The sequence below is a fragment of the Paraglaciecola sp. genome (genome assembly GCF_039942875.1).
GTDB lineage: Bacteria > Pseudomonadota > Gammaproteobacteria > Enterobacterales > Alteromonadaceae > Paraglaciecola.
Genome location: NZ_JBDVBQ010000007.1, coordinates 1 through 24,557, shown reverse-complemented (window position 1 = coordinate 24,557; position 24,557 = coordinate 1). Strand labels below are relative to the sequence as shown.

The following is a 24,557-nucleotide window of genomic DNA, read 5'->3' as shown; positions in this document are numbered from 1 at the left end:
TTTAACATTAAGGCAACTATTCAGCTTGGCATAAAACAAACAGTTTTTGTTCATTAATAACCCACCACAGAGCAAAAATCAAACAACAAGCAACAAGCAACAAGCAACAAGCAATAAGCAATACTGTGTATGACATATATACTTATTGTGTTCGATTAACACTCGAATTTACAAAACCATCTGAATAGTTACACATTAAGTTTAGTTAAGACAGCTTGCCATGGCATGCCTTAAACTTTAAACCCGAACCACAGTGACAAGGCTCATTTCGTCCGATATTTTTTATTGACTCATGATGGCGAAGCGATTCTTTTGACAAGGATTTGACGGTTGTTTTTTGAACACTTCCAACGTTACCTTCAATGGGTAAATAGCTATCTTTAACCTCAATATTTAAGGCAGGATCAATCATACAATGTAGAAACATTCTTGGCGCTTGTGTGCCGTTACGAAGCTTTAACTTAGCATCTAAATGTTGAACACTTTCAAAAGCCTCTTTTCGTAATGCATGATAATGAGGCCATCCATCTTCAGTAAAACTGTACAGACTCCAATAACAACGCCATTGCTGGCAAAATGCACGTATTTTGTTAACAAACTCATTTACATAGTCTATTTTATTATTTGAAACTGATAATACATCTTGAATCAAGTCATCTGCCAAACCTTCCATTTCACCAGGAGACATGACTAAAGGCGTATTAAATTTTTCAGTTTTGATAGTAGCCGGACCGGCTGGAATATATGGGATGAGTTTAGGTTGTGAAGCGCAATTTTGCTCAACAATCCATGGAACCGTCCCTTTATTGGCCATTTTCCAAAAATCAGCAGAACCACATATATCGATAACTAAGTGGACTCTAAAAACATCACTGTCATTTCTAACTTTATGATATTTCCATGAGTCAAAAATCCATGCATCACCTGCTTTCATATGTAACTGACGTTCACCACAATGAAACACGACAGATGGTTCAGTCATAATGGGAATATGAATCCTAACTCTCTTATACCAGTGATAATTGATGTCCGAATGAAGTGGGACTTCGCACCCTGCTTCTAATCCCATTAGTCTTGAACGCCCAACAACCTCACCAAAACTAGCAATAACCTGAGATAAATAAGAGCATTCCCGCAATATCGGGGTTGTGGCCATAGGGCCTTTGAAATCATTATTCATTAAACCACCACGAGAAACTAAGGGTATTGAGCAATTCCCTTTAAACCCCTCATGATGAGCTACCCATAACTGTAGGTCTAAAGAACGCACCTCTTGTTTCAACCGTTTAACATCAAAGCATATTGGAAGTTGAATAAATTCATGCTCTAGTTTCATTGGTTTACCTCTAACGGGTGGATTTGCATTACTTAAGCAACCCATGACATAGCTTAAAACGCTTTCCCGACCCGCACGGGCAAGTAGCATTTCTAGGAGTCCGAGTAACATCAAGAGAATGCTTAACCTCAGTAGAGACTAAACTATCTACATCTGCTAAATTAATAGTAGAGTCTAAACTCGAGCAACCTTCTGAGCTTAGCCACCGATTTATATTATTAACGGTGTCATTAATGTAATGCATTTCTGGAGCAATTTTCTTAGCATGACTTAGCCACTTGCCTTTTTTAGGACGCGTAAGAGTATAACGTGAGTAATCCAACCCCCCTGCTAACATTTTGTTGATATATTGAGGATCTAGTTCTGCAAACTCCAACAACTTTTCAAGTTGTTTAGCTGGCTCTGAAACAAAATCTTGATAATTCAAAATCATTTTACGTGATGAGGTAATCGTCGCTAACCCGTTCAATATTGAATCATTTGCTTGCTGCCATTGATACCTTGCTATAGAAGATAGGGGTTTGCCAATATAATTACGCCACCCTTTGGGAAGTAATAGTGACCACCCTCCTCTCCAGTTAGGTAAATTTGGATAAGTAGTGAAGCGACCAGAATCCCAAGCTTCCATGATACTACTTACATTTTCCCTCGGGTCTCTAACTAAGTATATGAATTTGGCATCAGGGAACGCTCTATTCAAAAACTCAACTCTTAAGGCGTTCTTAGGGGTCTTTTCTAGTAATCTAAAATTGCCTTGCGCAGGCTTATAGATATTTCCTTTTATATCTCTGGCTGATTGACTAAAACGTTGGTGTAATAGGTCAACCATCTCTTCACTCGCGTCCATTTCATCTAAGCAATTTGACACGTAACCTCTTGATACAGTACTAAGCTGAGGAATATGTTCAATTAAGGCATGACTTTCATCACCTATAGTCCAGAGAAATGGATGCTTTGCCAATGTTTCAAACAACAGTGTACTACCTGCCCTCGGCGCCGACAAAATAATCACAGGTGCTTGAATGCACCTTTGCTCATTTGTATCCATTGATAACCCTTGCTACTACTTGATCATTTTCAGTCAGTAAATAATCATTTTTGATATTTAGTCCTAGGTCATAAAGTAAGTCCTTATACAAAACATACTTTTCAACAGTAAGTGCTGCATTAAGTAAGTCAGTTAAGCGTTCAATTTGGCCTAATAACTCACTCTGGAACAAGTCAATACTGTCAAGCTTTTGCTGAGCGTCAAGACGTGGCGACATACAATGACGTAAAAAGTTAGGAAAGTTGCTCCCGGCTAGGCCAACTTCATTTATGTCTGCAATACGTTTAATTTCAGTATTTAAAAGCGTGCGACTTGCTTCAGCTACTTTTGATTGCTTTCCCTCCTTTGACAATATCTGCAGCATCTCCTTCAAGCACTCTAATACTCCTTTGGGCTTAGATAGCTCTTTGGCAGCAGATAATATGGAGGAATTAGGTTGAACAATAGAGGATGTCATGTCGTGCAACACTAGTTGAAATCTACCAGCAATTTTTAATACTCGAGCAAGTTCAGATAAAGCCTTTGGCATATCAGCATACTCGATGCCAAACTGAGAAATTACACTGTCAAATGTATTAGCTTCAAAAACCATATTTTCAGCATTCTGTCTTGAATAAACGTTTACGTTACTCGATTTTTTCAAACTTTCGGTCAGAGTGAGTTCAGCTGAATCGATACCAGTTAGCAGCACTTGCGGTGCTGTTTTCAAAGCAATATCAATCAATGCACCATTACCTGTCCCCACATCTAAAACATGGTCTCCTTTATTACAGCCAGCGAAAAAATCACGCCAGACATTAAATAACCCCCCTTTATAGTTTTCTTTTATATCTTGGCTAAATGATGTCAAATGGCCTTGCCGCCAATATTGACTCCAGTAATCGCCCATTTAATAAATTCCCATGAAAATTAAAACAAAAAAAAGGCCGAGATGGTATCGACCTTTTTAACTATTATGAATCAGTAACTTAGAAGCTCTTTGTATAGCTCACACGATAGTCACGACCAAAGTTGTTATACAAATCTGCATCATCCCACGTACCAACATTACTTAATACTGGATCTTCATCCAACAAGTTGTTGATAGTGAAAGTTACAGCGCCATAATCACCAGCGTTATATGTGTATGTCAAGTTATGCACTGTCCAAGAGTCTAAATCAGCGACTGTACTAGTAGTGCTATTGTCATTATCAGATGTACTATCAACATGAGTAGTATTCCATGCAACAGCATGGTCATCCATTGACCAACCTAAGGTCAATACAGTTTTAAACTCAGGTTGCCCTAAACGTCCTACTGTATCAGTTAACTCATCAGCCACCTCTTCTTCATATGACAAGATGAAGCTATTAACCATATTAAGACTAAAATCACCAATACCAGTCTCAACATTCCCATTAAAGCTTAAATCGAGACCTTCAATGTCGAAACCTATACCGTTGTCATATCCGGTACCTGCTTCAAGCAATGTGCCTGCTGAAGCTCGTACTAGGTAGAAGGTTTCATTGCTAGTATCGGCGTCAGGGTCTAGCGCTGTAATCAAGCCTGCAGCTTCATCAGCAATCAAATCCTGCACAGACTTAGTCTGTATTACATTGTCAATTGACAATTGGAAATAATCCGCTTTCACTGAGAAGTTATCATTAACATCCCACGCTACACCTAGGTTTAAATAATCTGAACTTTCAGCTTCTAACTCAGAATTAGACTTGTAATAAGTGTCATATTGCTGCTCCGTAGTCTTGCCAGTATTATAATCAATGGCACCCTCGGCACTGAATGTTGTAGCAGCGTTTAGCTCATCAAGGGCAGGCGCTCGGAATGATTCGGAGTACGAAGCTCTTAACACCAAACCATCAGCTATTTCATAACGAGCCTTAACTGCAGGTGCGAAGTTGTCACCGAAGTCAGAATAATCATCGTAACGAAGAGCTATGTTCACTTCTAGCTCGTCAGTTACTGGCAATACAGTTTCATAGAAAAGTGCAAAGATATCACGCTCACCGGCCGCACTATTCCCTGAGGAACCACCAACCAACCCGGCTTCAGATTGCCCATCATAAATGTCAGCGTAAGTTTGCTCCATAAACTCTGAACCAACATAATGGCCAATTACGCCACCACCTAATTCACCAGCCTCAAAGCTTAGCCCTGCATACAATTGATTGAATATTCCCTGAGAGCTCTGAGTGGTGGTTGCCTTCATGTTTGCGATACCTTCATCAGAACTCAAATCAATATCGTTTGCTTCATTATATGCTAAACCGCCATAACTTAAGTAATACTCACCAACCGACTTATTATCGGCTACATTATAGTGATAATTGACTTCCCAAGATGCGTTACCCCAATCGAGATCTCCGCGTAAACCCATCAAGTAGTCTTGGTTATAATCATCAACATTATTATCTCGAGTACCAATACCAACCCATCTAAAATAGCCACGACCAACATCATCGCCCCAAGGGTTATTTTCATTATCAACAGAAATACTGTCCCAAGGAGCAGCTGGCGGAGCATATCTACCAAAAGAACTATTTTGTACAAACATAGCCTGCCCAAACCATTCAACATCTTCAGTTATCTCATAATTAGCATTAACATATAGTGTATTACGATCAACCGATGCTGTGTTATAAGAGACGTTTGCGTATGCATACATACAATAAGTAGAACCTTCACTCCAATCATCATCAGCAGCTACTTCTGCAAATGTGTTAGAGCCATACTCAGAAATTAAATCACCACATAATGGAGATGCTAGAGTAGAGCTGTAATCTGAATTAGCGACAGTGGCACCATAAATTGACCAACCAGCAGTCTCACTGTACGCTTGAATAGTTCCATCGCCATCAAAATCGGTCATAGAAGCTTTAGTATAATCTCTAGCACCATCCGATATACCTTTACGCTTTTGATGATCGAAAGCAAAAGTTAAGTTACCTTTATCAGTGGAAAAGCCACCTGTAACTGAAAACTCATTAGATGTTGTTCCTTCATCCTGCTGCCTTTGACCTGCACCAATATTAAAAGCTAATCCCTCAAAGTCTTTTTTCAAGATAATATTTACTACACCGGCCATTGCATCAGAACCATAAACTGAAGATCCACCTTCAGTCATAATTTCTATACGCTCAACTGCGGCCATAGGGATGGCGTTCAAGTTCGCAGATGCCCCACCCATAGTAGGAGAACCAGGAAAGCGGCGGCCATCAAGTAAGACTAGAGTACGCTGTGCTCCAGCACCACGTAAATTGACGGTTGCCTGAGACTGAAAGCTGCTACCAGAGCGCTCTGAGAAAGAACCGAATGAGTTCAATGAGCTACTACGTAATGCATCAGCAACAGTAAAATCGCCTTCCATTTTGATATCTGCTGCTGTAATAGAAATTACAGGAGCTGCGCCTTCCATATCAGATCTCTTAATGCGAGAACCGGTTACTGATATTCTTTCTACTTCATCAGCTGCTTCTTGAGCTACAGCAAAATTTGGTAAAGTCATAACAGTAGAAGCTGCGCCAACAGCCATAGCTAGACGAATCGACTTCGTCAATTTTGAATTTGTAAACATGTATGTCTCCCTGGACCACAATTTTTAGTGTGTTAAGTCGTTAAAACGACTTTTTAATATTGAAAGGTAGTGAACCTCACATACGATAATATACATAACGCATACACTTGGTCAACTGACTAACCTCAATAGATTCGAACTTATTATCAATGAATCTAATATATATCGTTCACTTTGTATGAATATCAACCAATAAACAAACTTGACTCTAAACTAATCAAAAACAATTCTCATATTTTAAAAAATACATATATAGTTAAAATTTAAGTATTACTTTATTGAGGTAGCCAAATATGAAGTTAGACGACGACATCCACAATTATTACGAACATCTAGTTTTAGAAAGAATAGAAGCTTTGGGTCTACACAAAGTAAAAAGTGAAGACTACTTGGCAGATTTGTGTTGCCTAGCACTAAATCAAATCCCGCCGAGGTATATTAGGTTTGAAGTAGATATGTCTTTTTACTTACCCCAAAGTGAAAGGCAACAAATGCAAATGAATGCTGTGAATGCCATTAAACAGGCAGTTGAGTATTTAGATGTAAACACCAAAGAAGTAACATCAAAGCAGAAATAGAAATATTGGTGGTGTCCTTTCAGCCACACCTCGGCACATGAGTCGTTCGCTGCGGCTGCTCCCTTCCAGGCCTGACCGGGTTAACAAAGTATCATTGCGAGGGGACCAAAAGGCCACCATTGAAAATCTTAACGCCTGTATAAGCACTAAGGCGGCGCATTATGAACAAAGCAATAATGTTATGCAACATCATTTTTAAATACATTGCCTAATTGACTATTTATTTGCCAAAGCGTTCTTCAGCAATCTTATTTGCAATAAGGTTAGGGGCCTTAGATTCAGCTGCTGAACGTCGATAAATTTCAATTAGCGTTTGTTCAATTGCCTCAATATGTTCCTTAAGCTTTTGTTTTGAACTCACGATACTTTGATGATAAATATCAATCACGCCACCAGCATTAATGACATAGTCCGGCGCATATAGAATACCTTTTGTCCTTAATATTTCGCCAAATTCCTCGTTTTCTAATTGATTATTCGCTGCACCAGCCACTACCTTAACTTTTAATTCATTAATTGTATTTTCATTTAAAGTAGCTCCTAAAGCGCATGGTGCATAAACATCAACGTTTAAACTATAAGCCTCTTCAATGGGAACGGCCACAGCATCATAGGCTTCAACCGCCTTGTCTATATTCACTTGGTTAATGTCAGTAACGTATAGTTTGGCCCCACTTTTGTGCAAATATGCGGCCAAGCGCATTCCTACTTGACCGAGTCCTTCTATCAATATTTTGGTATCTTTTAATGCTTGACCGAGGGCATAATCAACACTGGCTTTTAAGCCTACAAATACACCATATGCTGTGGATGGTGCGGGATTACCATCAGTTGAGTTGTTATCAATGTGATATTTAGCATGTATACCTGCAACATAAGGTGTTGTTTTTTCAATTAATTTCAGGTCAGCCACTGTCATCCCAGAGTCTTCTGCGCTAATATAATTTCCAGATAAACTATCTATAAACTTCCCCATAGCAGCCATCATTTCAGGTGTTTTTTCTGTACTTGGGTCTCCAATAATTACAGCTTTTCCTCCCCCTTGTTTTAACCCAGCCATAGCCGCTTTATAAGTCATGCCTTTTGATAACCTTAAAACATCATGTAATGCGTCCTCACTTGTTTTATATGGCCACATACGACAACCACCCAAACTTACTCCCAACCCGGTATCATGAATAGCAATAATGGCAGATAAACCAGAGCGCTTATCTCGGCAAAACGCTACATGCTCGTGATTATCAAATTCACTATGTTCAAATATCGACATTTAACACAACCTCCTTTCATTTAGCGACTGCATTCTAGTGATATTTGGGAGGATAACTTTTGCAACTTCAGCTAAGTGTCAATTCCCTTTAAAGTCTCTTCATGGCTGTGCCACCAATGCTAGGACAAATATCCTAATTAATTCTTGAATAAACGTACTTTTTTCAGCATGCTACAATCCAAATTATCAACCCTAATTTAGTCGAGCCCTTGTAATGAAACTTGACAAGTTTGATCGTGAAATTTTGCGTGTCATGCAAAAAGATGCCACTGTGTCTATGGCAGACCTTAGCCAGAAAGTTGGACTATCCCATACTCCATGCTGGAGAAGAGTAAAACGCCTGGTTGCTGAAAAAATAATACTTCAAAAAGTAACTCTTTTAGATAATAAAAAGTTAAATTTAGGTGTATCTGTTTTCATATATGTGACCCTGAAAAACCATGATGGTGAGTCATTGAACGATTTTGAAAAAGCAGTTCAAAATATTGAAGCAATAGTAGAGTGCCATACTACCAGTGGTGATAAAGACTATTTATTGAAAGTTATAGTTGAAAGCATCGAAGAGTATGAACACTTACTAAAAACCAAACTCACTAATCTACCATTAGTCGACCACTTGAGTTCTACTTTTGCCCTAAAACAAGTTAAAAATACTACTGAACTACCAATCAAAAATTTATAGTGTAGTGTTTGGACGTTTAACTTAGGTTTGATTCGTATCAATCAACAACTTAGGTGGTTTGTATATTCTCTAATTTACCGTCCAAACTACTCATAGAGCCTAGGGTGTAAATAAGAAAGTTCATAAATGACTAAATAGTAAGGCAGTAGCAGAGTACAAATCGTTTGGTATTCTTCATCAAATAATTTTTGCAGTTTTTTTGTTTATTCCATAGTCTCTCAATTTATTAGCGACAGCTGTATGACTTAACCCTAGCCTTTTGGCTAATTGTCTTGAACTGGGAAAGCTAGGGTATAAGCGCATCAAAATTTCTTTTTCAAACCGTTTAACCTCATCTTCTAAACTACCGTTAAATTCTTGAGAAACAATACTACTAGTGGCTGAGCACGAGGGTAGCTGAATATGGATCTTGTCTATTTCATTACCTTCCAATAAAGAAACGCTGCGATAAAGAGTATTTTCTAGTTGCCGAATATTCCCAGGCCAAGGATAAGTGTGCAGGTAATCCATGCAAGCTTTAGTCAATCTAGGTGTTTGACGCCCTAATTTCATACTATGTTGCTTTATAAATCTCTCTGCCAGAGCAATAATGTCGGACTTTCTCTCTCTCAGAGGTGGTAAAAATAGACTCAAAACATTCAATCGATAAAACAAATCTTCACTAAAACTACCTTTTTGAACCAAAGCGCCTAAATCTTTTTGAGTAGTACTAATTATGCGTACCTCAAGAGGCCTACTAACAGACTCTCCCGCTCTCTGATAATAACCACTTTGCAATATTTTAAGAAACTTAGTTTGAATGTCTGAAGGTAAGTCAGCGACTTCATCCAAAAACAATGTTCCTCTATTTGCTAAATCTAATAGCCCCAACTTTTCATCGTTTTCACCAAAAAACTCTAAACTTGCCTCTTTACCAGCTAGTATTCGACAATCTACAACAATGAACTTGCCATCTCTATTACGACTTCCTTCATGGCATGCTTTAGCCAATAGTTGCTTACCTGTCCCTGTTTCACCAAACATCATTATTGACTCGTCTAATTCAGCCATACGCTTGGCGTCTTTTATAACGTTTTTCATAGCTTTACTATCTGCTTGGATTGAAACAAAGTTGTCAGCCGATCCTTGATTAAATGCGGTAAGCTGTTGCCCTAACCTATATTCTGACTTAAGTAAAAATACAGCCCCAGCCATAATAGATTGTCCGCCTATATCCGGCACCATGACAGGTAACATATCTACTAAATAATCTTGTTCCAAAAACCGTATTTTTTGAACTTGTGCTTGGGGGTTTTCACTCTCTAACCATCGTGAAACATTAAAACCTTTCAGCAAGTCACCAATTGGAACATTTACAACCATTTCTTGTGGTAATGATAGCTGATTCAAAACTGCATCATTTATTAAAATGATCCTACCTTTTGTATTAACCGAAAACACAGGGTCTGGAAGTGTTTTCAACAATGTCTGTAGTTGATACTGCTCTCGTTCTATTGGCATAAAAGGCGTGGTTTTAACGTCTTTTATTCCATCAATCTTGCGGATTTTCGGCATTAAATGTTGAAGTTCTGAAAACTCCATATTAGGGAAGTTAAGAAATATTTTGCCCATCTCATCAATTTCGATACCCCGCAAATTAATCTCATGCTCAACTAATATATCTAGTATATCTTGGGCTATACCCAATCTATCCTGACAATTAATTTCTAAACGCATTGCGCTCTCCAAATAAAAAAGGTTAATTACATGATGACGGGAAAGCTAAACTGTAAAGATATTATTACAAAAGATAAAGGAAATTAGCGGGGTCTCAAAAAGTACATGCGTACTAAGACAATTCCTAAAAAAGGAACCGTAAAGTTATCATACTGATATATGAAGGTGTAAATGGGTTATACTTAGTTGAGACAACGTCTGATAAAAATTAGTTTATTTTACTATTTAGTTCCGTCAATAATTGCTTACTAATATTGGCAATACCTGGCTTATTTTCTGCACTCCAACTTAACGGCCTGCATTGTTCCATCGCTTTTATTCCGATACGAGATGTTAAAACTCCAGCTCCTAACCCTTGTGCGACTCTAGTGGATAATTTCCCCGTAACACCAGCCCCTAATGCATAGTTACCTGCATCTGATAGAATTTCTGCGGCACCTGCATACACCATATTATTAAAAATATTACGAATAAGTTTTACTCTTCCCCAATACCCTAAATGTAACCCGTATATTTCACTTACTTGATTCATCAACCTGATGTTTCGCCATAACACGATAAACATATCTAACATGGCAAAGGGACTGACAGCAATCATAACTCCCGCTGCTGAGGCATTACTCGTAACTTGTTTGATCGCTATTTTGTCAATAGGGGTCAACACATTATGTTCAAACAAACACATAATTTCATGATCATTATGAATATCTTCCAAACTGTCCTGCCAGTTAGCCACTAGAAATTGATAACTAGGCGGTAGCCTCGAAGCTAAGTTTAAGCAATGAGATTCAGCAAGCCCTATTGTAGGGCTATTAGTAATTTTATCAGAGGTTTCCTTGAGCTCATTTTGCCTCTTTAGTTCCTGTAAACCTTTCAATTCTGACAAAACCATCGTTATAAAAAATATCAAAGCGACACCAAATATACCCAACCAAATTGCACCTAACCAATCTGAGTTACGAGTAATTTCAATCACAAACCAAACAAGCTCAACCATGCTCGCAATAACTACAGCTAATGTCAGAAATATAAACCATCTTTTACGAGATGTTTTAGCCTTAGTTTGAGGCTTATATTCTAATTGTTCCTCCTCAAAAACACTTTCAGTCATTATGTCGGTTGACACCATTTCATTTAGTATTTTCGCTGGCTTAATATCCTTATTTGGAGGTTCTGTAATGCTTGAATTATTAACTACTTGAGCACTTTTAATTTTGTTATCAGCACCTTGAGGTGAACTTTCAGCATTTTTTGAGTCATTATTTTTCATGCTAATTTGTCAGCCAATAGAAAATCTAACACTTGATCCATACGTATATGTGGAAGCGAGTAACTTGCCCCTAATTGAGGTGGCGAAAATTTTGGAAATTCAAATTTCTGTGATGTCCAAAAATTTGGGGGAGGACAACATTGGGGAACTTCTCCAGGAAACAACGTTATAGTATTTCCATTTTCATCCTGCCCTTGTAAAACTTGAATATTAGCGCCATCCAGTTCACTACTTCCCGACTTTGACGCTCTAATAGAGGCAATAGCAGTCGACTCTGTTTGCACCCCTTTAAATTGAATTTTTTTTCTAGCATTGCGTAACATGCTTTCTAATAACTTGACTAGGTTTCCCTGTTGGTCTGGAGTTATATGATCAGCTTTGCTAGCAGCAAAAACTAACTTATCAATCTTAGGTTGGAATAACCGATTTAAAATACTTGAAGAGCCGTATTGAAAGCTTCCTAAAATCCAGTCAATCGCTTTCTGTAAGTCCTGATAACAATTATATCCGTTATTTAGAGCGCTTAAGCAGTCAACCAATATGACTTGCCTATCAAATTTTCTAAAATGCTCTTGAAAGAAAGGCTGAACTACACGAGCTTTATAATGTTCAAAACGACTAATCAATAAATCTATATTACTACCCTTTTGAACATGTTTTAAATTGAGCTTTGATTCTGAATTATCAGTAAAAATAAGTGGGAAGAAATGTAACGCAGGCGCCCCATTTAATTCTCCAGGTAAGATAAAACGCCCTGGTTGCAGCAGTTGAAACCCATTTTCTTGACAGCTAGCTAAATATTGCGCGTAAAGGTCCGCAATATTTTTTAACGCCAGCTCATCACCTGACTCTTCTAACTTTAACTTTGATATAGCATCAATAAATGGTTTTGCTAATTTTGCTCTTAAAGGATCTTCTAGTTCAGAACTACAATGTTCAATCCATTGCTCATAGCTCATATCGAGTAAAGGTAAATCAAGTAACCACTCGCCAGGGTAATCAGTAATATCCAAGGTTAGCGTCGCATCTTTGGTCAGATATTTACTGACACCGCTACTCTTTTTATACTTAACTTTCAGTCTTACCTGTGAAATACCTTTTGTCGATAATGGCCATACAGGCTCTAAATTTGTCAGCGATATCATTGCATCTTCATATGCGAACCGTCTAAATGTTAGGTTAGGCTGTACATCTCTTTTAACACCAACTAATCGAGCTTCACGAACCACATTAAAAAAAGGTAAGTTTGCTTCCTCATTGGCTTCAAGCAGTTGGTTAACTAACGAAGTAATGAAAGCTGTTTTACCGCTGCCACTTAAACCAGTTACCGCTAAGTTAACATGATTATCGACTAATCTAGACGCCGTCATTTTTAACTTTTGCTTTGTTCGCTGAATGTTCCGATGTTTTAAAATTGAGCTATCCATCTAAATCAAAATTAACCTTATCAATGTAACAGGAGTGATTTCTATGCCTTATTAGCAGAAACTTATAAGTTGTTTATCTCTCTATTGAGTTGAAATTCAGAAGAAGTTACATATGTTTCTACTTTTCTAAGTCTTTCTTCATTGTTCTCAAACTGCTGTTTAATATCCATAAAAGCTTGTTGAGGAGGCTCACCTGCTTGCCAGATTCTTGATTTCACAACCACTTTTTCTGGTTCATCTGTGTTTGTGTTATGCCAACCTTTACCTGTTTGTTTGGTACTTTTTGCCTCAGTAAATTGATTGTGCTCTTTTTTACTCCCCATATTTACGGGTTTTTTCTCTAAAATAAACCAACCAGCAATATAGCCAATAAAGAAAAATGGAGGGGCAAGTAAAAAGAACCCAGTTAAGGTAAGAATACGAACCAGCCATAGCTCAAGCCCAAAATATTCAGCTATGCCAGCGCACACGCCGGCAATTCTTGCTTTACCTGGATCCCGATATAAGGTTCCTCGATTATTCATACTTTATTTCTCCACTGAGGTGCTTCAGCATCCAAAATTGACTCCAAGGTATGAATGCGATCAGCCATTTTCTCTGCCCTGTCAGCCAACTCTTGTAAATTTCCATATTCATCTTCTGACAGCCCTTGGCTTATTTGCTTCTTACTACGGTAATGTAAAATAAGCCAAATTGGTGCGACAAAAATCATAAACAAAATGATTGGCGTTACAATAATCCCAATAATTCCTTCCACAATGACTCCCCTTACTACTACTTATTTATTCGAATCTGATGATTTACTTTGCATTGTTTTCTTTAACGCTGCCAATTCATTATCTATATCATCGTCAGACTCGAGCTCAGCAAATTCGTCTGCTAAGGTTTTCTTGCCTAAGTCATACGCATCAACTTGTGACTCCAAGTCATCAATTTTACGTTCGTATTGTTCAAACCGCCCCATAGCTGCATCTACTTTACCGCTATCTAGACTTTTCTTAACTTCTAATCTTGAGCTTACCGTTTTTTGGCGCAGAATAATGGCTTTCTGACGTGCTTTGGCATCAGCTAACTTATCCTGTAACTGTCCTACTTCATTCTGAAGTTTGGCAATCTGTTCATCTACAACGCTTAGCTCAGTAGTTAATATTTGCACCTGCTCATCACACTTCTTCTTTTCCTGAAGAGCGGCTCGAGCTAAATCTTCACGCTCTTTACTAATAGCAAGCTCAGCTTTTGACTTCCAATCTTTTGATTCGGATTGTATTTTATTAATTGAAGCCGAAATTTCTTTTTTACTCGCTATCGTTTTAGCTGAAGCGGAACGCACTTCAACTAAAGTGTCTTCCATTTCTTGTATGATTAAACGCACCATTTTCTCTGGATCTTCAGCCTTATCTAAAATGGCATTAATATTTGAGTTCACTATGTCAGTGAAACGAGAGAAGATACCCATATTATTTACCTCTATTATCTAATGTTAGTTAAATGGTATTACTTAACCTGATTATTACAAGTACAGGTTATTCAATTACCGGGCCAACCTAGAGAAACTTATAAGCCATTGAATTTATTGAATTAATAAATAAAATCATAAATACTGGGATCTAGCGTAATTAGTAAGTACACTATTACTTAGTCGTTTAGACCAATTTTTAAGGATATTGATGAGCCGCTTTCGCCAACAAGATAATCTACTAGGTCAATCTAATAATTTTTTAGAAGTATTAGAGCAAATATCACAAATAGCGCCATTAAATAAACCAGTACTCATTATAGGTGAACGAGGAACTGGTAAAGAGCTAGTTGCAGCTCGATTACACTTTTTATCTAAACGTTGGGATCAAACCTATCTCAAATTAAATTGTGCCGCATTAAATGAAAGTCTACTTGAGAGTGAGCTATTCGGTTATGAAGCGGGAGCCTTTACTGGCGCATCCAAACGTAGAGAAGGTCGATTTGAAACAGCACACAATGGCACCCTATTTTTAGATGAATTGGCAAATACTTCTGGAATGATCCAAGAGAAATTACTTAGAGTAATTGAATATGGTGAATTTGAAAGGGTGGGTGGTTCGCGCAGTGTTAAAGTAGATGTGCGGCTCGTCGCTGCTACGAATGAAGATTTGCCTGCACTTGCTGAATCGGGTGAATTCAGAGCTGATTTGTTAGATAGGCTAGCCTTTGACGTTATTACTCTGCCCCCTCTCAGAGAGCGTAAAGAAGATATTATGATGTTAGCCGAAAACTTTGCTATCAATATGGCTAGAGAACTAGAAATGGAGTTATTTAGTGGTTTTACTGAAAAAGCCAAACGAACTCTTCTTGATTATCATTGGCCCGGAAATATCAGAGAGCTTAAAAACGTTGTAGAACGAGCAGTTTATCGAAGTAACAACCCAGACATCCCAGTCCATCAAATAGTTTTAGACCCATTTGAATCAGCATATCGTCCCAAGAACAGAATAAAAACAAGTGATAGAGTCGCTCAAGCCCCAATCAAAGAAGAGCCTCGACTTGAAGAGATAGTACAAGTTGAAAAACAAGAAACATTTTCAGCCGACAATAAATCAATAGATTTTGAATTTCCTGTTGAGTTGAAAGAACTATCGCAAAATTTTGAGATAAACCTAATAAACCAAGCGTTGACCGATAGCCAATTTAATCAAAAAAAGACAGCAGAAAAACTAGGCTTAACTTACCATCAATTAAGAGGTTATCTAAAAAAATACAATTTGTTAGAACAAACTAATGAGGATATGGGTTAAGTTAAGCCAGTGAATATAATAAAGAGACGCCACATATCCTACTCAACTAGAACACTAATTGTGTTTGTTTTAAGTATGACCTTATATGCATGTGATGCTTTGATTACTTCAAAAACGGATCCTAATGGAATTGTCTATTGTTCTGAAGGCAGTCCATCTAGTTTTAATCCACAGTTAGATACATTTGGCACTACTGTTGATGCATCCTCCCATCAACTGTATGACAGGTTATTGGATTTTGATCAAACGTCTGGTGAAATCGTTCCCGCCCTTGCCACTAGTTGGATTATCAGTTCGGATGGAAAAACCTATACTTTTCAACTACGAAAAAAAGTAGCATTCCATAATATTTCAACATTTACGCCTTCGCGATATTTTAATGCTGACGACGTATTATTTAGTTTTAATAGATGGCGGTTATCGACTCATCCATACCATCAAGTATCAGGGGGTCGATATCCGTATACGGATAGCCTGAATCTGAATAAACTCATCAAAAGTGTTAAACGATTAAATGGATATAGAGTCGAAATTACACTTCAAAAGCGAGAGAGTTCATTTCTAGCAAACCTTGCGACTGATTTCGCTATTATTTTATCAGCCGAATATGCTGAGACGTTAACAGCCCGTAATCAAAAGCAGCTGATTGACTCTGTACCAGTGGGAACTGGCCCTTATAAGTTAAGTGACTTTAGACAAGACCAATATATAAAATACAGTAAACATCCAGAATATTGGCGTAGTGACAAGCTGACCGACAAACTTATATTTGATATCACCCCATCAAGCTCTCTACGTTTGGCGAAATTAATAACTGGCGAGTGTGATGCCATTGCATTACCCGCGCATAGTGAACTTGAAGTTGTAAGGCAACAAGATAATTTGGTACTTGATGAAGAGCCTGGCCAAAACATTGGGTTTTGGGCTTTTAATACATCAAGACCTCCTTTTGATAACCCCGCAATACGCCGAGCTTTATCTATGGCTGTTGATCGAAATGCCTTGCTAGAAGCGATTTACTTTGACAGCGCTATAGCAGCTCAAAATATTGTGCCGCCCACATCTTGGGCCTTTCAACCTGATGTAAAAAAGGTAAATTTCAACCCTACAGCGGCTAAAAAAATGTTGCGTGAAAATGGTATTGAAGATGGTTTCAGCATGACGGTATGGGCAATGCCAGTAAAACGCTCTTACAATCCAAACGCGATGAAAATGGCAGAGCTCATCAAAGGTTATCTTCAGGATGTTGGTATTCAGGTAAATATAGTCAGTTATAAATGGTCCATCTTTAGAGAAAAGCTTTCACAAGGCCTTCATGATTCAGTTTTGATTGGATGGTCAGCCGACAATGGCGACCCAGACAATTTTTATCGCCCACTTTTATCATGCGCAGCAATTGAATCAGGTACAAATAGAGCCATGTGGTGCTTTGAGAAATACGATCAATTAATCAACGAAGCATTAGATTATTCAGATACTCAAGAAAGAGCATACTTTTATGGACAAGCCAATGAGCTTTTAGCTGAACAATTGCCACTGTTACCCATAGCCCATGCGTCTAAATACCAAGCTCACCGAAAAGAGTTAAACGGGTTGGTTATCAACCCTTATGGCGGAATAAGATTTGGCGGAGTAACTAAGAACTGATGTTAAATATTCTATTGCGTTATACGAATTTGATTATAATCACTTTGTTTATTCTTAGTTTATTATCATTCGCCCTTGCCTATCTTTTTCCCGGTGACCCAATTGAGATAATGACTGGCTTAAAGCTTGAAGAGTTACAAAAGCTACAAAATCAAAGTGTCAATATAGGCTATGACCCAGAAGGCGGAGTACTTTCTCAGTATGGACATTATATGTCTGAACTATTTTCTGGTAATTGGGGAGTCAGTTTTAGTTCAGGTCAACCGCTATATGAAGAAATTATGCAGTCATTGCCAGCGAGTATTGAGCTAAGCGCCTATGCTCTTACTATTTCTTTGATTTTAGGGCTGCCATTAGGTTTTATAGCGGCACTGAGGCACCATAAATTACCTGATTACACTTTATTGTCCTTTAGCGTAGTGGGGTATTCCATACCTGTGTTTTGGTTAGCCCTAATTTTAATTTTAGTATTCTCTTTGCATTTTGGTTGGTTACCTCTTTCTGGAAGGCTCAGTTTAATATTTGATGTTCCGAATAAAACTGGGTTTATACTAATTGATATTTTAATGTCAGATATAGACAATAAGCATGCAGTACTGCTTGATGCATTAAGACATTTAATATTGCCAACGCTTTCTATTGCTATAGTTACAACCACTTTAATATTGCGGATAACGAGGCGCTCGGTTATCGAAACTCTTAATAGTGAGTTTATACAAGCAGCATACGCTAGAGGGTTAACAACACGTCAAGTATTAGTACGACACGGTATACGCAATGCATTAATTCCGATTTTACCACTATTGGCGATGCAGTTTCCTACCCTACTCACTAACGCTATGATTGTAGAAACTATCTTTTCTTGGCCTGGTATTGGTAGCTGGTTAATTCAGGCAATTTATCAACAAGATTACTCAGCTATTCAAGCTGGAATGCTTGCGGTTTCCGTATTTGTTGTCTTGTTTACCATGTCAATTGATATGTTACTGCGGTTAACAGATCCTAAACGTAAGAAGGTTGAACGTGGCACGATTTAATTTATACCAAGAAGAGCAGCACCCTTCACCGCTCCAGTATACTTGGTTAGAGTTTCAAAAGAACCATATAGCCATGGGTGGCTTAGTCTGTTTAGTATTATTTATTTTGATCACTGTTTTTTGTCCACTAATTGCACCATTTGATCCAAACTTACAGAAAACAGGAAACATTTTAGTCCCCCCCTCATGGGACGCTAACGGCGGTATAACTCACATATTTGGTACTGATGGATTAGGCAGAGATATCCTTTCTAGGGTCTTGTATGGATGTAGAATGACCTTTGGCATTAGCATATTATTGGTGATTTTTGCGCTTTTGGTTGGTGTAGGTTTAGGTGCAATAGCAGGAATGAGCAAAGGGTTTAGATCTAGCTTTTTAAATCATACCTTAGACTCAGTTCAAGCCATACCGACTATCTTAATCGCCATCATAATCATAGCAATATTAGGGACAGGCTTGGTCAACAGCATGTGGGCGATCGTGTTAGCACTTATCCCACAGTTTGTGCACCAAACCCGTGATTTTGTTCGAAGTGAACTTTCCAAGGAATATGTCATGGCAGCGCGACTAGATGGAGCAAGTAAAATACAACTATTTGCTCGCTCCATCCTGCCGAATATGGGTGAAACATTAGTCATGCAAGCAACACTCGCATTATCAATTTCTATATTAGACGTTAGCGCTTTAGGTTTTTTAAACCTAGGAGCACAAGCACCTTCTTCTGAACTTGGTGCATTATTATCGCAAGGAATTGAAGTTGCCTATATCGCCCCATGGAATATTGCCCTACCTGGAGGCGCACTGTTTCTTATGGTAGTGTCTGTGAATATAGTTGGAGATGGTTTACGCTCTGCATTAAAAAATAGACTACTTCACTAATGATATTATTAGATGTAAAAAACCTTACTCTAGAAATGGATATTGCTGGAGACTGGATAAAAGCGCTGGACAAGGTAAACCTAGTCATAAACGAAGGGCAAATTCACGCGCTTGTTGGGGAGTCTGGCTCTGGAAAGAGTATTATAGTAAAAGCAATTGTAGGTGCTTTGCCAAGTCATTGGAGGATTACGGCAGATAGAATGACATGGCGTGGGCAAAACCTATTAACCATGTCTTTAAAAAAACGCCGACAGCTTATACGTAACGACATTTCAGTGATTTTTCAGAACCCTATCGACTCCCTCGATCCCTTACTAACATTAGGAGATCAATTAAAAGAAATGATCCCTAAAACAAACCTAACTAAGGGTTGGTTTTGGGAGCGAAGCAAACAAAAGCAAGACATAGCGATTAGTTTATTACACAAAGTAGGCATAAAAAGTCACGAACGATGCCTAAAAAGTTACCCACACCAAATTGCAAGTAATGTCATTCAAAAATTTATGATTGCAATGGCAGTAGCGTCAGAGCCCAAATTGATCATTGCTGATAATCCTACAAAAGGCATGGAAGTCACAACCAAAACACAGATACTAAATTTATTGAGCCGAATTAATCAAGTTCGTGATATGAGTATATTATTCGTTAGCCATGACCTTTTAGCAATATCGAGTATGGCTTCATATATGACAGTATTATACTGCGGACAAACCGTTGAAAGTGGCGACTTACGGTTGCTAAGAAAGCGAGCTTTTCACCCCTATACAAAAGCACTACTTGATAGCGCCCCTAGTTTCCGAAAAGACCTTCCAGCGAAGTCAGCGTTAACCTCTTTAGAAGGCACAATCCCTACCCTACATCATTTACCTACTGGCTGCAGGTTAGGGCCAAGATGCCCAAGAGCTAGACGGGAATGTGTTGTTATGCCTGTATCTAGAAGAGTACATAATCATTATTATAGCTGCCACTTTCCCATCCATAGGGATACTAAGTAGTGGAATTATTTAAAGTAGAAGACTTAATATTCAATAACCGGAAACAAAATTTTTGGTCAAATACTCCCGCTACCTATGAGTTAGGCCCTGTTAGCTTTAACCTTAAAGCAGGTGAAACACTAGCCATAATTGGAGAGAACAGCTCAGGTAAGTCACTGTTAGCAAAATTATTAGTTGGCTTGGAAAAACCTAATAGTGGCAGGATCCTTATGAATGGTGTAGAGATAAATAATGCTGACCTTACTTCAAGTTGCCATGACATCAGAATGATTTTTCAGAATAGTAACGAGTCTTTAAACCCAGGATTAACCTTAGGGGCGATTTTAGAAGAACCTTTGAGATTGAATACAAAGCTTGATACCCAACAACGCAACAGTCTTGTAGTAAAAACCTTAAGAAAAGTCGGATTGATGTCTGATCATCAATTTTTTTACCGTCACATGTTGTCAGATGGACAACGACAACGTGTAGCCTTAGCAAGAGCGTTAATTCTAAACCCTAAAGTTATTGTAGCAGATGAACCTTTTGCAGCCTTAGACCCCTCTGTACGCTCTCAAGCTGTTAATTTGTTGATGCAATTACAAAAGGATTTGGGAATTGGCTTTATTTTTATATCTCACAATTTAGGAATAGTAAGACACGTTTCAGATAAAGTAATTGTGATGCAAGATGGTAAAGTCATTGAATCAGGAAAAACTGAAGTCATATTCACTTGGCCAAAAGCCGAATACACTAAGAAATTAGTAGATGCTCACCAAGCATTAGTTAACCGACAAGGTGCTTAAAAGAATAAACTTAACAGCTGGATAGTAATCTAATACCCAACTGTTAAGTGATACTGAATTACCCCACCAAAGATAACAGAATACCAGCCGCCACAGCGGACCCTAATACACCTGCTACGTTGGGACCCATAGCATGCATGAGTAAGAAGTTATGATGATTAGCTTCAAGCCCAACCTTATTCACAACTCTTGCTGCCATAGGCACTGCGGATACACCAGCAGCTCCTAGTAAAGGGTTAATTTTAGATTTGCTAAACTTACTCATGACTTTAGCCATTAAAATACCCGCTGCTGTACCAATCGAAAACGCAATAGCCCCGAGAGCTAAAATTCCCAAAGTCTCGACCGTAAGAAATTTGTCAGCCGACAATTTAGAACCAACTGCCAAACCAAGGAAAATTGTCACCACGTTTATCAATTCATTTTGAGCACTATTGCTAAGCCTATCTACCACACCAGACTCTTTCATTAAATTACCTAAACAAAACATCCCAACTAAAGGAGTCGCTGTCGGCAAAAACAAAATGGTAAGGAGTAATACAGCTAACGGAAAAATTACTTTTTCTCTCTTAGATACAAGTCTAAGTTGAGGCATTTCAATCTTTCGCTCAGCTTCTGTGGTAAATAAACGCATGATGGGGGGCTGAATTAGGGGCACCAAAGCCATATAAGAATAAGCCGCTACTGCAATAGCACCAAGTAAATCTGGAGCTAACTTAGAAGCTAAAAAGATAGCCGTAGGTCCATCAGCCCCACCGATAATTGCAATCGCTGCAGCATCTTTTAAGGTGAACTCAAACCCAGGTACTAGATTCAATGCAATAGCCCCAAACAATGTCGCAAATATTCCAGCTTGGGCGGCAGCGCCAAGCAATAACATTTTGGGGTTTGCAATTAGAGCACTAAAGTCAGTCATAGCCCCAACCCCCATAAAAATTAATAACGGGAATACCCCCGTATCAATCCCTACATGATAAACGTAATACAACAAGCCACCGACTTCACTAAAGCCAGCAAGTGGTATGTTTGTCAATATAGCCCCAAATCCAATAGGCAATAGTAAAAGTGGTTCAAATTTTTTGACTATAGCTAGGTATAACAACAGAGTACCAACACTCATCATGATAACCTGACCCAACTCAAAATGAGCTAGCGCCGTGCTTTGCCATAATATTTCTAGCTTTTCCATTAAGTGTTTACCTTTAGCCTATTACAAATAGTGGTTGCCCAGCTTGCACTGCATCACCTTCTTTAATTCTTATATTAGACACAGTCCCTGAGGTAGCAGCCCTTACTTCGGTCTCCATCTTCATTGCTTCCATAACAACAACAACATCACCTGCATTCACAACATCACCATCTCTGACTAAAACTTTGAAAATATTTCCAGCAAGGGGAGAATTTAACGGCTCGCCACCAGCTACTGAAGGTTCTGTAGAGCTAGTAGTTGCCTTAACAGGTTGGACATTTGTAAGCGCACCACTCTCGGCTACTTCTACAGAAAACACTTGTCCATCAACTCGTACAGAGTATGCAGCCGACTTTGCAGGTGCAGTCTTAGGACCTGAAGGTGACGGTACATTTGTCGACTCTGAGGTTAGGTTTGGAGCAGGCTCAAATGCATCTGGATTATTTCTATTTTTAAGAAACTTCAGCCCTATTTGAGGGAAAAGTGCGTAAGTTAACACATCATCAACTAAATCATCAGAAGTCTCGAAGGATTCTTTCTGAGCTAATTCAGATAACTCTGTAGTCAAAGATGTCAACTCATCTTCTATCAGATCAGCTGGACGGCATGTAATAGCTTCTTTACCTTCCAGAACCCGTTGTTGTAGTTCTTTGTTTACAGGAGCCGCTGTTGCGCCGTATTCACCTTTTAATACACCGGCCGTCTCTTTGCTGATACTTTTGTATCGTTCTCCAGTTAGAACATTAATAACAGATTGAGTACCTACTATTTGTGAAGTAGGTGTCACAAGAGGAATAAAGCCTAAGTCTTCTCTAACCTTAGGTATCTCGGTTAAGACCTCATCCATTTTATCCTCAGCACCTTGTTCTTTCAGCTGGCTTTCCATATTTGTTAACATGCCACCAGGAACCTGAGCAATTAAAATTCGTGCATCAACGCCTTTTAAGCTGCCTTCAAATTGCGCATACTTTTTACGTACATCTCGAAAATAAGCAGCAATATCCGTAAAGGCATTTAAATCTAACCCAGTATCTCGCTCTGTCCCTTCAACAATCGAAACGATTGTTTCTGTTGCAGAATGTCCATAGGTCATACTCATTGAAGAAATTGACGTGTCCAAAATATCGATTCCAGCATCGATTGCTTTTTGTGCTGTAGCGATACTTAAGCCTGTGGTTGCATGACAATGTAATGCGATTGGAACTTCTATTGATTCTTTTAACTTTGAAACTAACTCTTCACATTCGTATGGCTTAAGTAAACCAGCCATATCTTTGATACAAATGGAATGAACACCTAAGTCTTGTAACTCATTTGCCATATCTAACCAAGTTTGTAATGTATGCACTGGCGAAACAGTATAAGACATTGTCCCTTGAGCATGAGCCCCTTGCTTAATCGCAGCCTTTACAGCTGTTTGCAAGTTACGGATATCATTCATTGCATCAAAGATTCTAAAGACGTCTACACCGTTAGCATGAGCTCGCTCAACAAACTTTTCAACGACGTCATCAGCATAATGGCGATAACCTAATAGGTTTTGACCACGTAGCAACATTTGTTGCTTTGTCTTTGGCATGGCTTTTTTAAGCTGGCGAATTCTATCCCAAGGATCTTCACCTAGATAGCGAATACACGAGTCGAATGTAGCTCCCCCCCATGTTTCTAGTGACCAGTAGCCTATGTCATCCAACTTGCTCGCTATTGGCAACATATCTTCCAATCGCATTCTGGTTGCTAGTAATGATTGATGTGCATCGCGGAGTACAACGTCAGTAATCGCTAATGGTTTACTCATTGGGATATATCCTCAAAATTTAATACTAATTCTATCGTCTATGTAGTTGAACAGCCGCACTTATTGCGGCAACTACTTTGGGAGAAACGCCATCCTGAGCTGGCGTAATGGGCGTCTTAGTTTTGAACGCTTGTAATGACGTAGTTAAACTGGGATCAGGAATAATTTTATTTAACCAAGCAATTAAATTAATTGCCCCAATTAGCATGGTCAAAAATAAAAATACAACGACCATTCCAACTAATAATAAGTTTGCAGCTTCAAGGAGTGCATCGGCGACTTCTAATTGCATAACAGCAAATCCCAAAATAAAAATATTTAGTGAATTGATGGTTACATGCAAGCTTAAAAAACACAACAAATAGGCAAGAGGAAAAGTGCATAAAAAATAAGAAAAAATTCACGAATTCTAAATAATTACCCACACAGTGTAAATTTATGGCAAAAAAAAACCTACTAGACAGTAGGTTTCTTAATATGGCGCGTGTGGAAGGATTCGAACCTCCGACCGCCTGGTTCGTAGCCAGGTACTCTATCCAGCTGAGCTACACACGCGTAT

General features: G+C 38.5%; 22 protein-coding genes, 1 tRNA gene and 1 other RNA gene. 8 read left to right on the top strand and 16 right to left on the bottom strand.

Going from position 1 to position 24,557, the window contains the following annotated elements; all coding sequences use genetic code 11:
• Window positions 1-205: 205 nt before the first annotated feature.
• From ABJE44_RS01900 to ABJE44_RS01885, 4 genes are all read right to left on the bottom strand, one after another.
• Entirely contained in the window at window positions 206-1,336 is a 1,131-nt protein-coding gene (locus ABJE44_RS01900) for an aspartyl/asparaginyl beta-hydroxylase domain-containing protein (protein ID WP_348111553.1), read from the bottom strand.
• A 28-nt stretch (window positions 1,337-1,364) separates the two neighbouring features.
• Complete coding sequence (locus ABJE44_RS01895; protein WP_348111554.1) at window positions 1,365-2,384, bottom strand: sulfotransferase; 1,020 nt, start codon at window positions 2,382-2,384, stop codon at window positions 1,365-1,367.
• Window positions 2,371-3,273, bottom strand: a complete 903-nt coding sequence (locus ABJE44_RS01890) for a methyltransferase domain-containing protein (protein WP_348111555.1) — start codon at window positions 3,271-3,273, stop codon at window positions 2,371-2,373. Before ABJE44_RS01890 ends, ABJE44_RS01895 begins: the two co-directional genes overlap by 14 nt.
• Window positions 3,274-3,352: 79 nt before the next feature.
• A complete protein-coding gene (locus ABJE44_RS01885; RefSeq protein WP_348111556.1) occupies window positions 3,353-5,956 on the bottom strand; it encodes a TonB-dependent receptor in 2,604 nt (867 codons plus the stop codon).
• Between the two features lie 293 nt (window positions 5,957-6,249).
• On the opposite strand from ABJE44_RS01885, the gene ABJE44_RS01880 reads away from it, so the two are divergent.
• Window positions 6,250-6,534, top strand: a complete 285-nt coding sequence (locus ABJE44_RS01880; protein WP_133469288.1) for a late competence development ComFB family protein — start codon at window positions 6,250-6,252, stop codon at window positions 6,532-6,534.
• A 14-nt stretch (window positions 6,535-6,548) separates the two neighbouring features.
• Here ABJE44_RS01880 and ffs read toward each other — a convergent pair.
• Both ffs and ABJE44_RS01870 read right to left on the bottom strand, forming a co-directional pair.
• An RNA gene (ffs, locus tag ABJE44_RS01875) (signal recognition particle sRNA small type) lies at window positions 6,549-6,645 on the bottom strand.
• 109 nt (window positions 6,646-6,754) lie between these two features.
• On the bottom strand, window positions 6,755-7,804 hold the full coding sequence (locus ABJE44_RS01870) for a Glu/Leu/Phe/Val dehydrogenase dimerization domain-containing protein (protein ID WP_348111557.1): 1,050 nt from the start codon (window positions 7,802-7,804) through the stop codon (window positions 6,755-6,757).
• Between the two features lie 214 nt (window positions 7,805-8,018).
• Between ABJE44_RS01870 and ABJE44_RS01865 the strand changes: the two genes are divergently transcribed.
• Complete coding sequence (locus ABJE44_RS01865) at window positions 8,019-8,486, top strand: Lrp/AsnC family transcriptional regulator (RefSeq protein WP_133469286.1); 468 nt, start codon at window positions 8,019-8,021, stop codon at window positions 8,484-8,486.
• A 177-nt stretch (window positions 8,487-8,663) separates the two neighbouring features.
• Here the strand turns inward: ABJE44_RS01865 and ABJE44_RS01860 are convergent, their stop codons facing one another.
• The 6 genes from ABJE44_RS01860 to pspA all read right to left on the bottom strand — a co-directional run bounded on the left by ABJE44_RS01860 (window position 8,664) and on the right by pspA (window position 14,355).
• A complete protein-coding gene (locus ABJE44_RS01860) occupies window positions 8,664-10,202 on the bottom strand; it encodes a sigma 54-interacting transcriptional regulator (RefSeq protein WP_348111558.1) in 1,539 nt (512 codons plus the stop codon).
• Between the two features lie 208 nt (window positions 10,203-10,410).
• A complete protein-coding gene (locus ABJE44_RS01855) occupies window positions 10,411-11,472 on the bottom strand; it encodes a TIGR01620 family protein (protein WP_348111559.1) in 1,062 nt (353 codons plus the stop codon).
• Window positions 11,469-12,842, bottom strand: coding sequence for a YcjX family protein (locus tag ABJE44_RS01850; RefSeq protein WP_348111560.1), 1,374 nt, complete (start codon window positions 12,840-12,842; stop codon window positions 11,469-11,471). The genes ABJE44_RS01855 and ABJE44_RS01850 overlap by 4 nt, the downstream gene beginning before the upstream one ends.
• 119 nt (window positions 12,843-12,961) lie before the next feature.
• Window positions 12,962-13,423 (bottom strand): envelope stress response membrane protein PspC, encoded by a 462-nt coding sequence (pspC, locus tag ABJE44_RS01845; RefSeq protein ID WP_348111562.1) that lies wholly within the window; start codon window positions 13,421-13,423, stop codon window positions 12,962-12,964.
• On the bottom strand, window positions 13,420-13,656 hold the full coding sequence (pspB, locus tag ABJE44_RS01840) for an envelope stress response membrane protein PspB (RefSeq protein WP_133469281.1): 237 nt from the start codon (window positions 13,654-13,656) through the stop codon (window positions 13,420-13,422). Before pspB ends, pspC begins: the two co-directional genes overlap by 4 nt.
• 21 nt (window positions 13,657-13,677) lie before the next feature.
• The gene (pspA, locus tag ABJE44_RS01835; protein ID WP_348111563.1) at window positions 13,678-14,355 is read right to left on the bottom strand and encodes a phage shock protein PspA; all 678 of its coding nucleotides are present in this window, start codon (window positions 14,353-14,355) and stop codon (window positions 13,678-13,680) included.
• Window positions 14,356-14,566: 211 nt separating this feature from the next.
• Here pspA and pspF point away from each other — a divergent pair, with 211 nt between their 5' ends.
• From pspF to ABJE44_RS01805, 6 genes are all read left to right on the top strand, one after another.
• Window positions 14,567-15,667 (top strand): phage shock protein operon transcriptional activator, encoded by a 1,101-nt coding sequence (pspF, locus tag ABJE44_RS01830; RefSeq protein WP_348111564.1) that lies wholly within the window; start codon window positions 14,567-14,569, stop codon window positions 15,665-15,667.
• Between the two features lie 75 nt (window positions 15,668-15,742).
• On the top strand, window positions 15,743-17,314 hold the full coding sequence (locus ABJE44_RS01825) for an ABC transporter substrate-binding protein (protein ID WP_348111958.1): 1,572 nt from the start codon (window positions 15,743-15,745) through the stop codon (window positions 17,312-17,314).
• On the top strand, window positions 17,314-18,351 hold the full coding sequence (locus tag ABJE44_RS01820; RefSeq protein WP_348111565.1) for an ABC transporter permease: 1,038 nt from the start codon (window positions 17,314-17,316) through the stop codon (window positions 18,349-18,351). Before ABJE44_RS01825 ends, ABJE44_RS01820 begins: the two co-directional genes overlap by 1 nt.
• Window positions 18,338-19,231: an ABC transporter permease subunit gene (locus ABJE44_RS01815; protein ID WP_348111566.1), complete on the top strand. Its 894-nt coding sequence runs from the start codon at window positions 18,338-18,340 to the stop codon at window positions 19,229-19,231. The genes ABJE44_RS01820 and ABJE44_RS01815 overlap by 14 nt, the downstream gene beginning before the upstream one ends.
• On the top strand, window positions 19,231-20,226 hold the full coding sequence (locus tag ABJE44_RS01810; protein ID WP_348111567.1) for an oligopeptide/dipeptide ABC transporter ATP-binding protein: 996 nt from the start codon (window positions 19,231-19,233) through the stop codon (window positions 20,224-20,226). Before ABJE44_RS01815 ends, ABJE44_RS01810 begins: the two co-directional genes overlap by 1 nt.
• Complete coding sequence (locus ABJE44_RS01805) at window positions 20,226-21,011, top strand: ATP-binding cassette domain-containing protein (protein WP_348111568.1); 786 nt, start codon at window positions 20,226-20,228, stop codon at window positions 21,009-21,011. Before ABJE44_RS01810 ends, ABJE44_RS01805 begins: the two co-directional genes overlap by 1 nt.
• A gap of 58 nt (window positions 21,012-21,069) precedes the next feature.
• On the opposite strand, the gene ABJE44_RS01800 is transcribed toward ABJE44_RS01805, so the two are convergent.
• The 4 genes from ABJE44_RS01800 to ABJE44_RS01785 all read right to left on the bottom strand — a co-directional run bounded on the left by ABJE44_RS01800 (window position 21,070) and on the right by ABJE44_RS01785 (window position 24,553).
• Entirely contained in the window at window positions 21,070-22,200 is a 1,131-nt protein-coding gene (locus ABJE44_RS01800) for a sodium ion-translocating decarboxylase subunit beta (RefSeq protein WP_133469274.1), read from the bottom strand.
• Window positions 22,201-22,213: 13 nt separating this feature from the next.
• Complete coding sequence (oadA, locus tag ABJE44_RS01795; protein WP_348111569.1) at window positions 22,214-23,998, bottom strand: sodium-extruding oxaloacetate decarboxylase subunit alpha; 1,785 nt, start codon at window positions 23,996-23,998, stop codon at window positions 22,214-22,216.
• Between the two features lie 31 nt (window positions 23,999-24,029).
• Window positions 24,030-24,290, bottom strand: a complete 261-nt coding sequence (locus ABJE44_RS01790) for an OadG family transporter subunit (protein ID WP_348111570.1) — start codon at window positions 24,288-24,290, stop codon at window positions 24,030-24,032.
• A gap of 186 nt (window positions 24,291-24,476) precedes the next feature.
• Window positions 24,477-24,553, bottom strand: a tRNA-Arg gene (locus tag ABJE44_RS01785).
• Window positions 24,554-24,557: the final 4 nt, after the last annotated feature.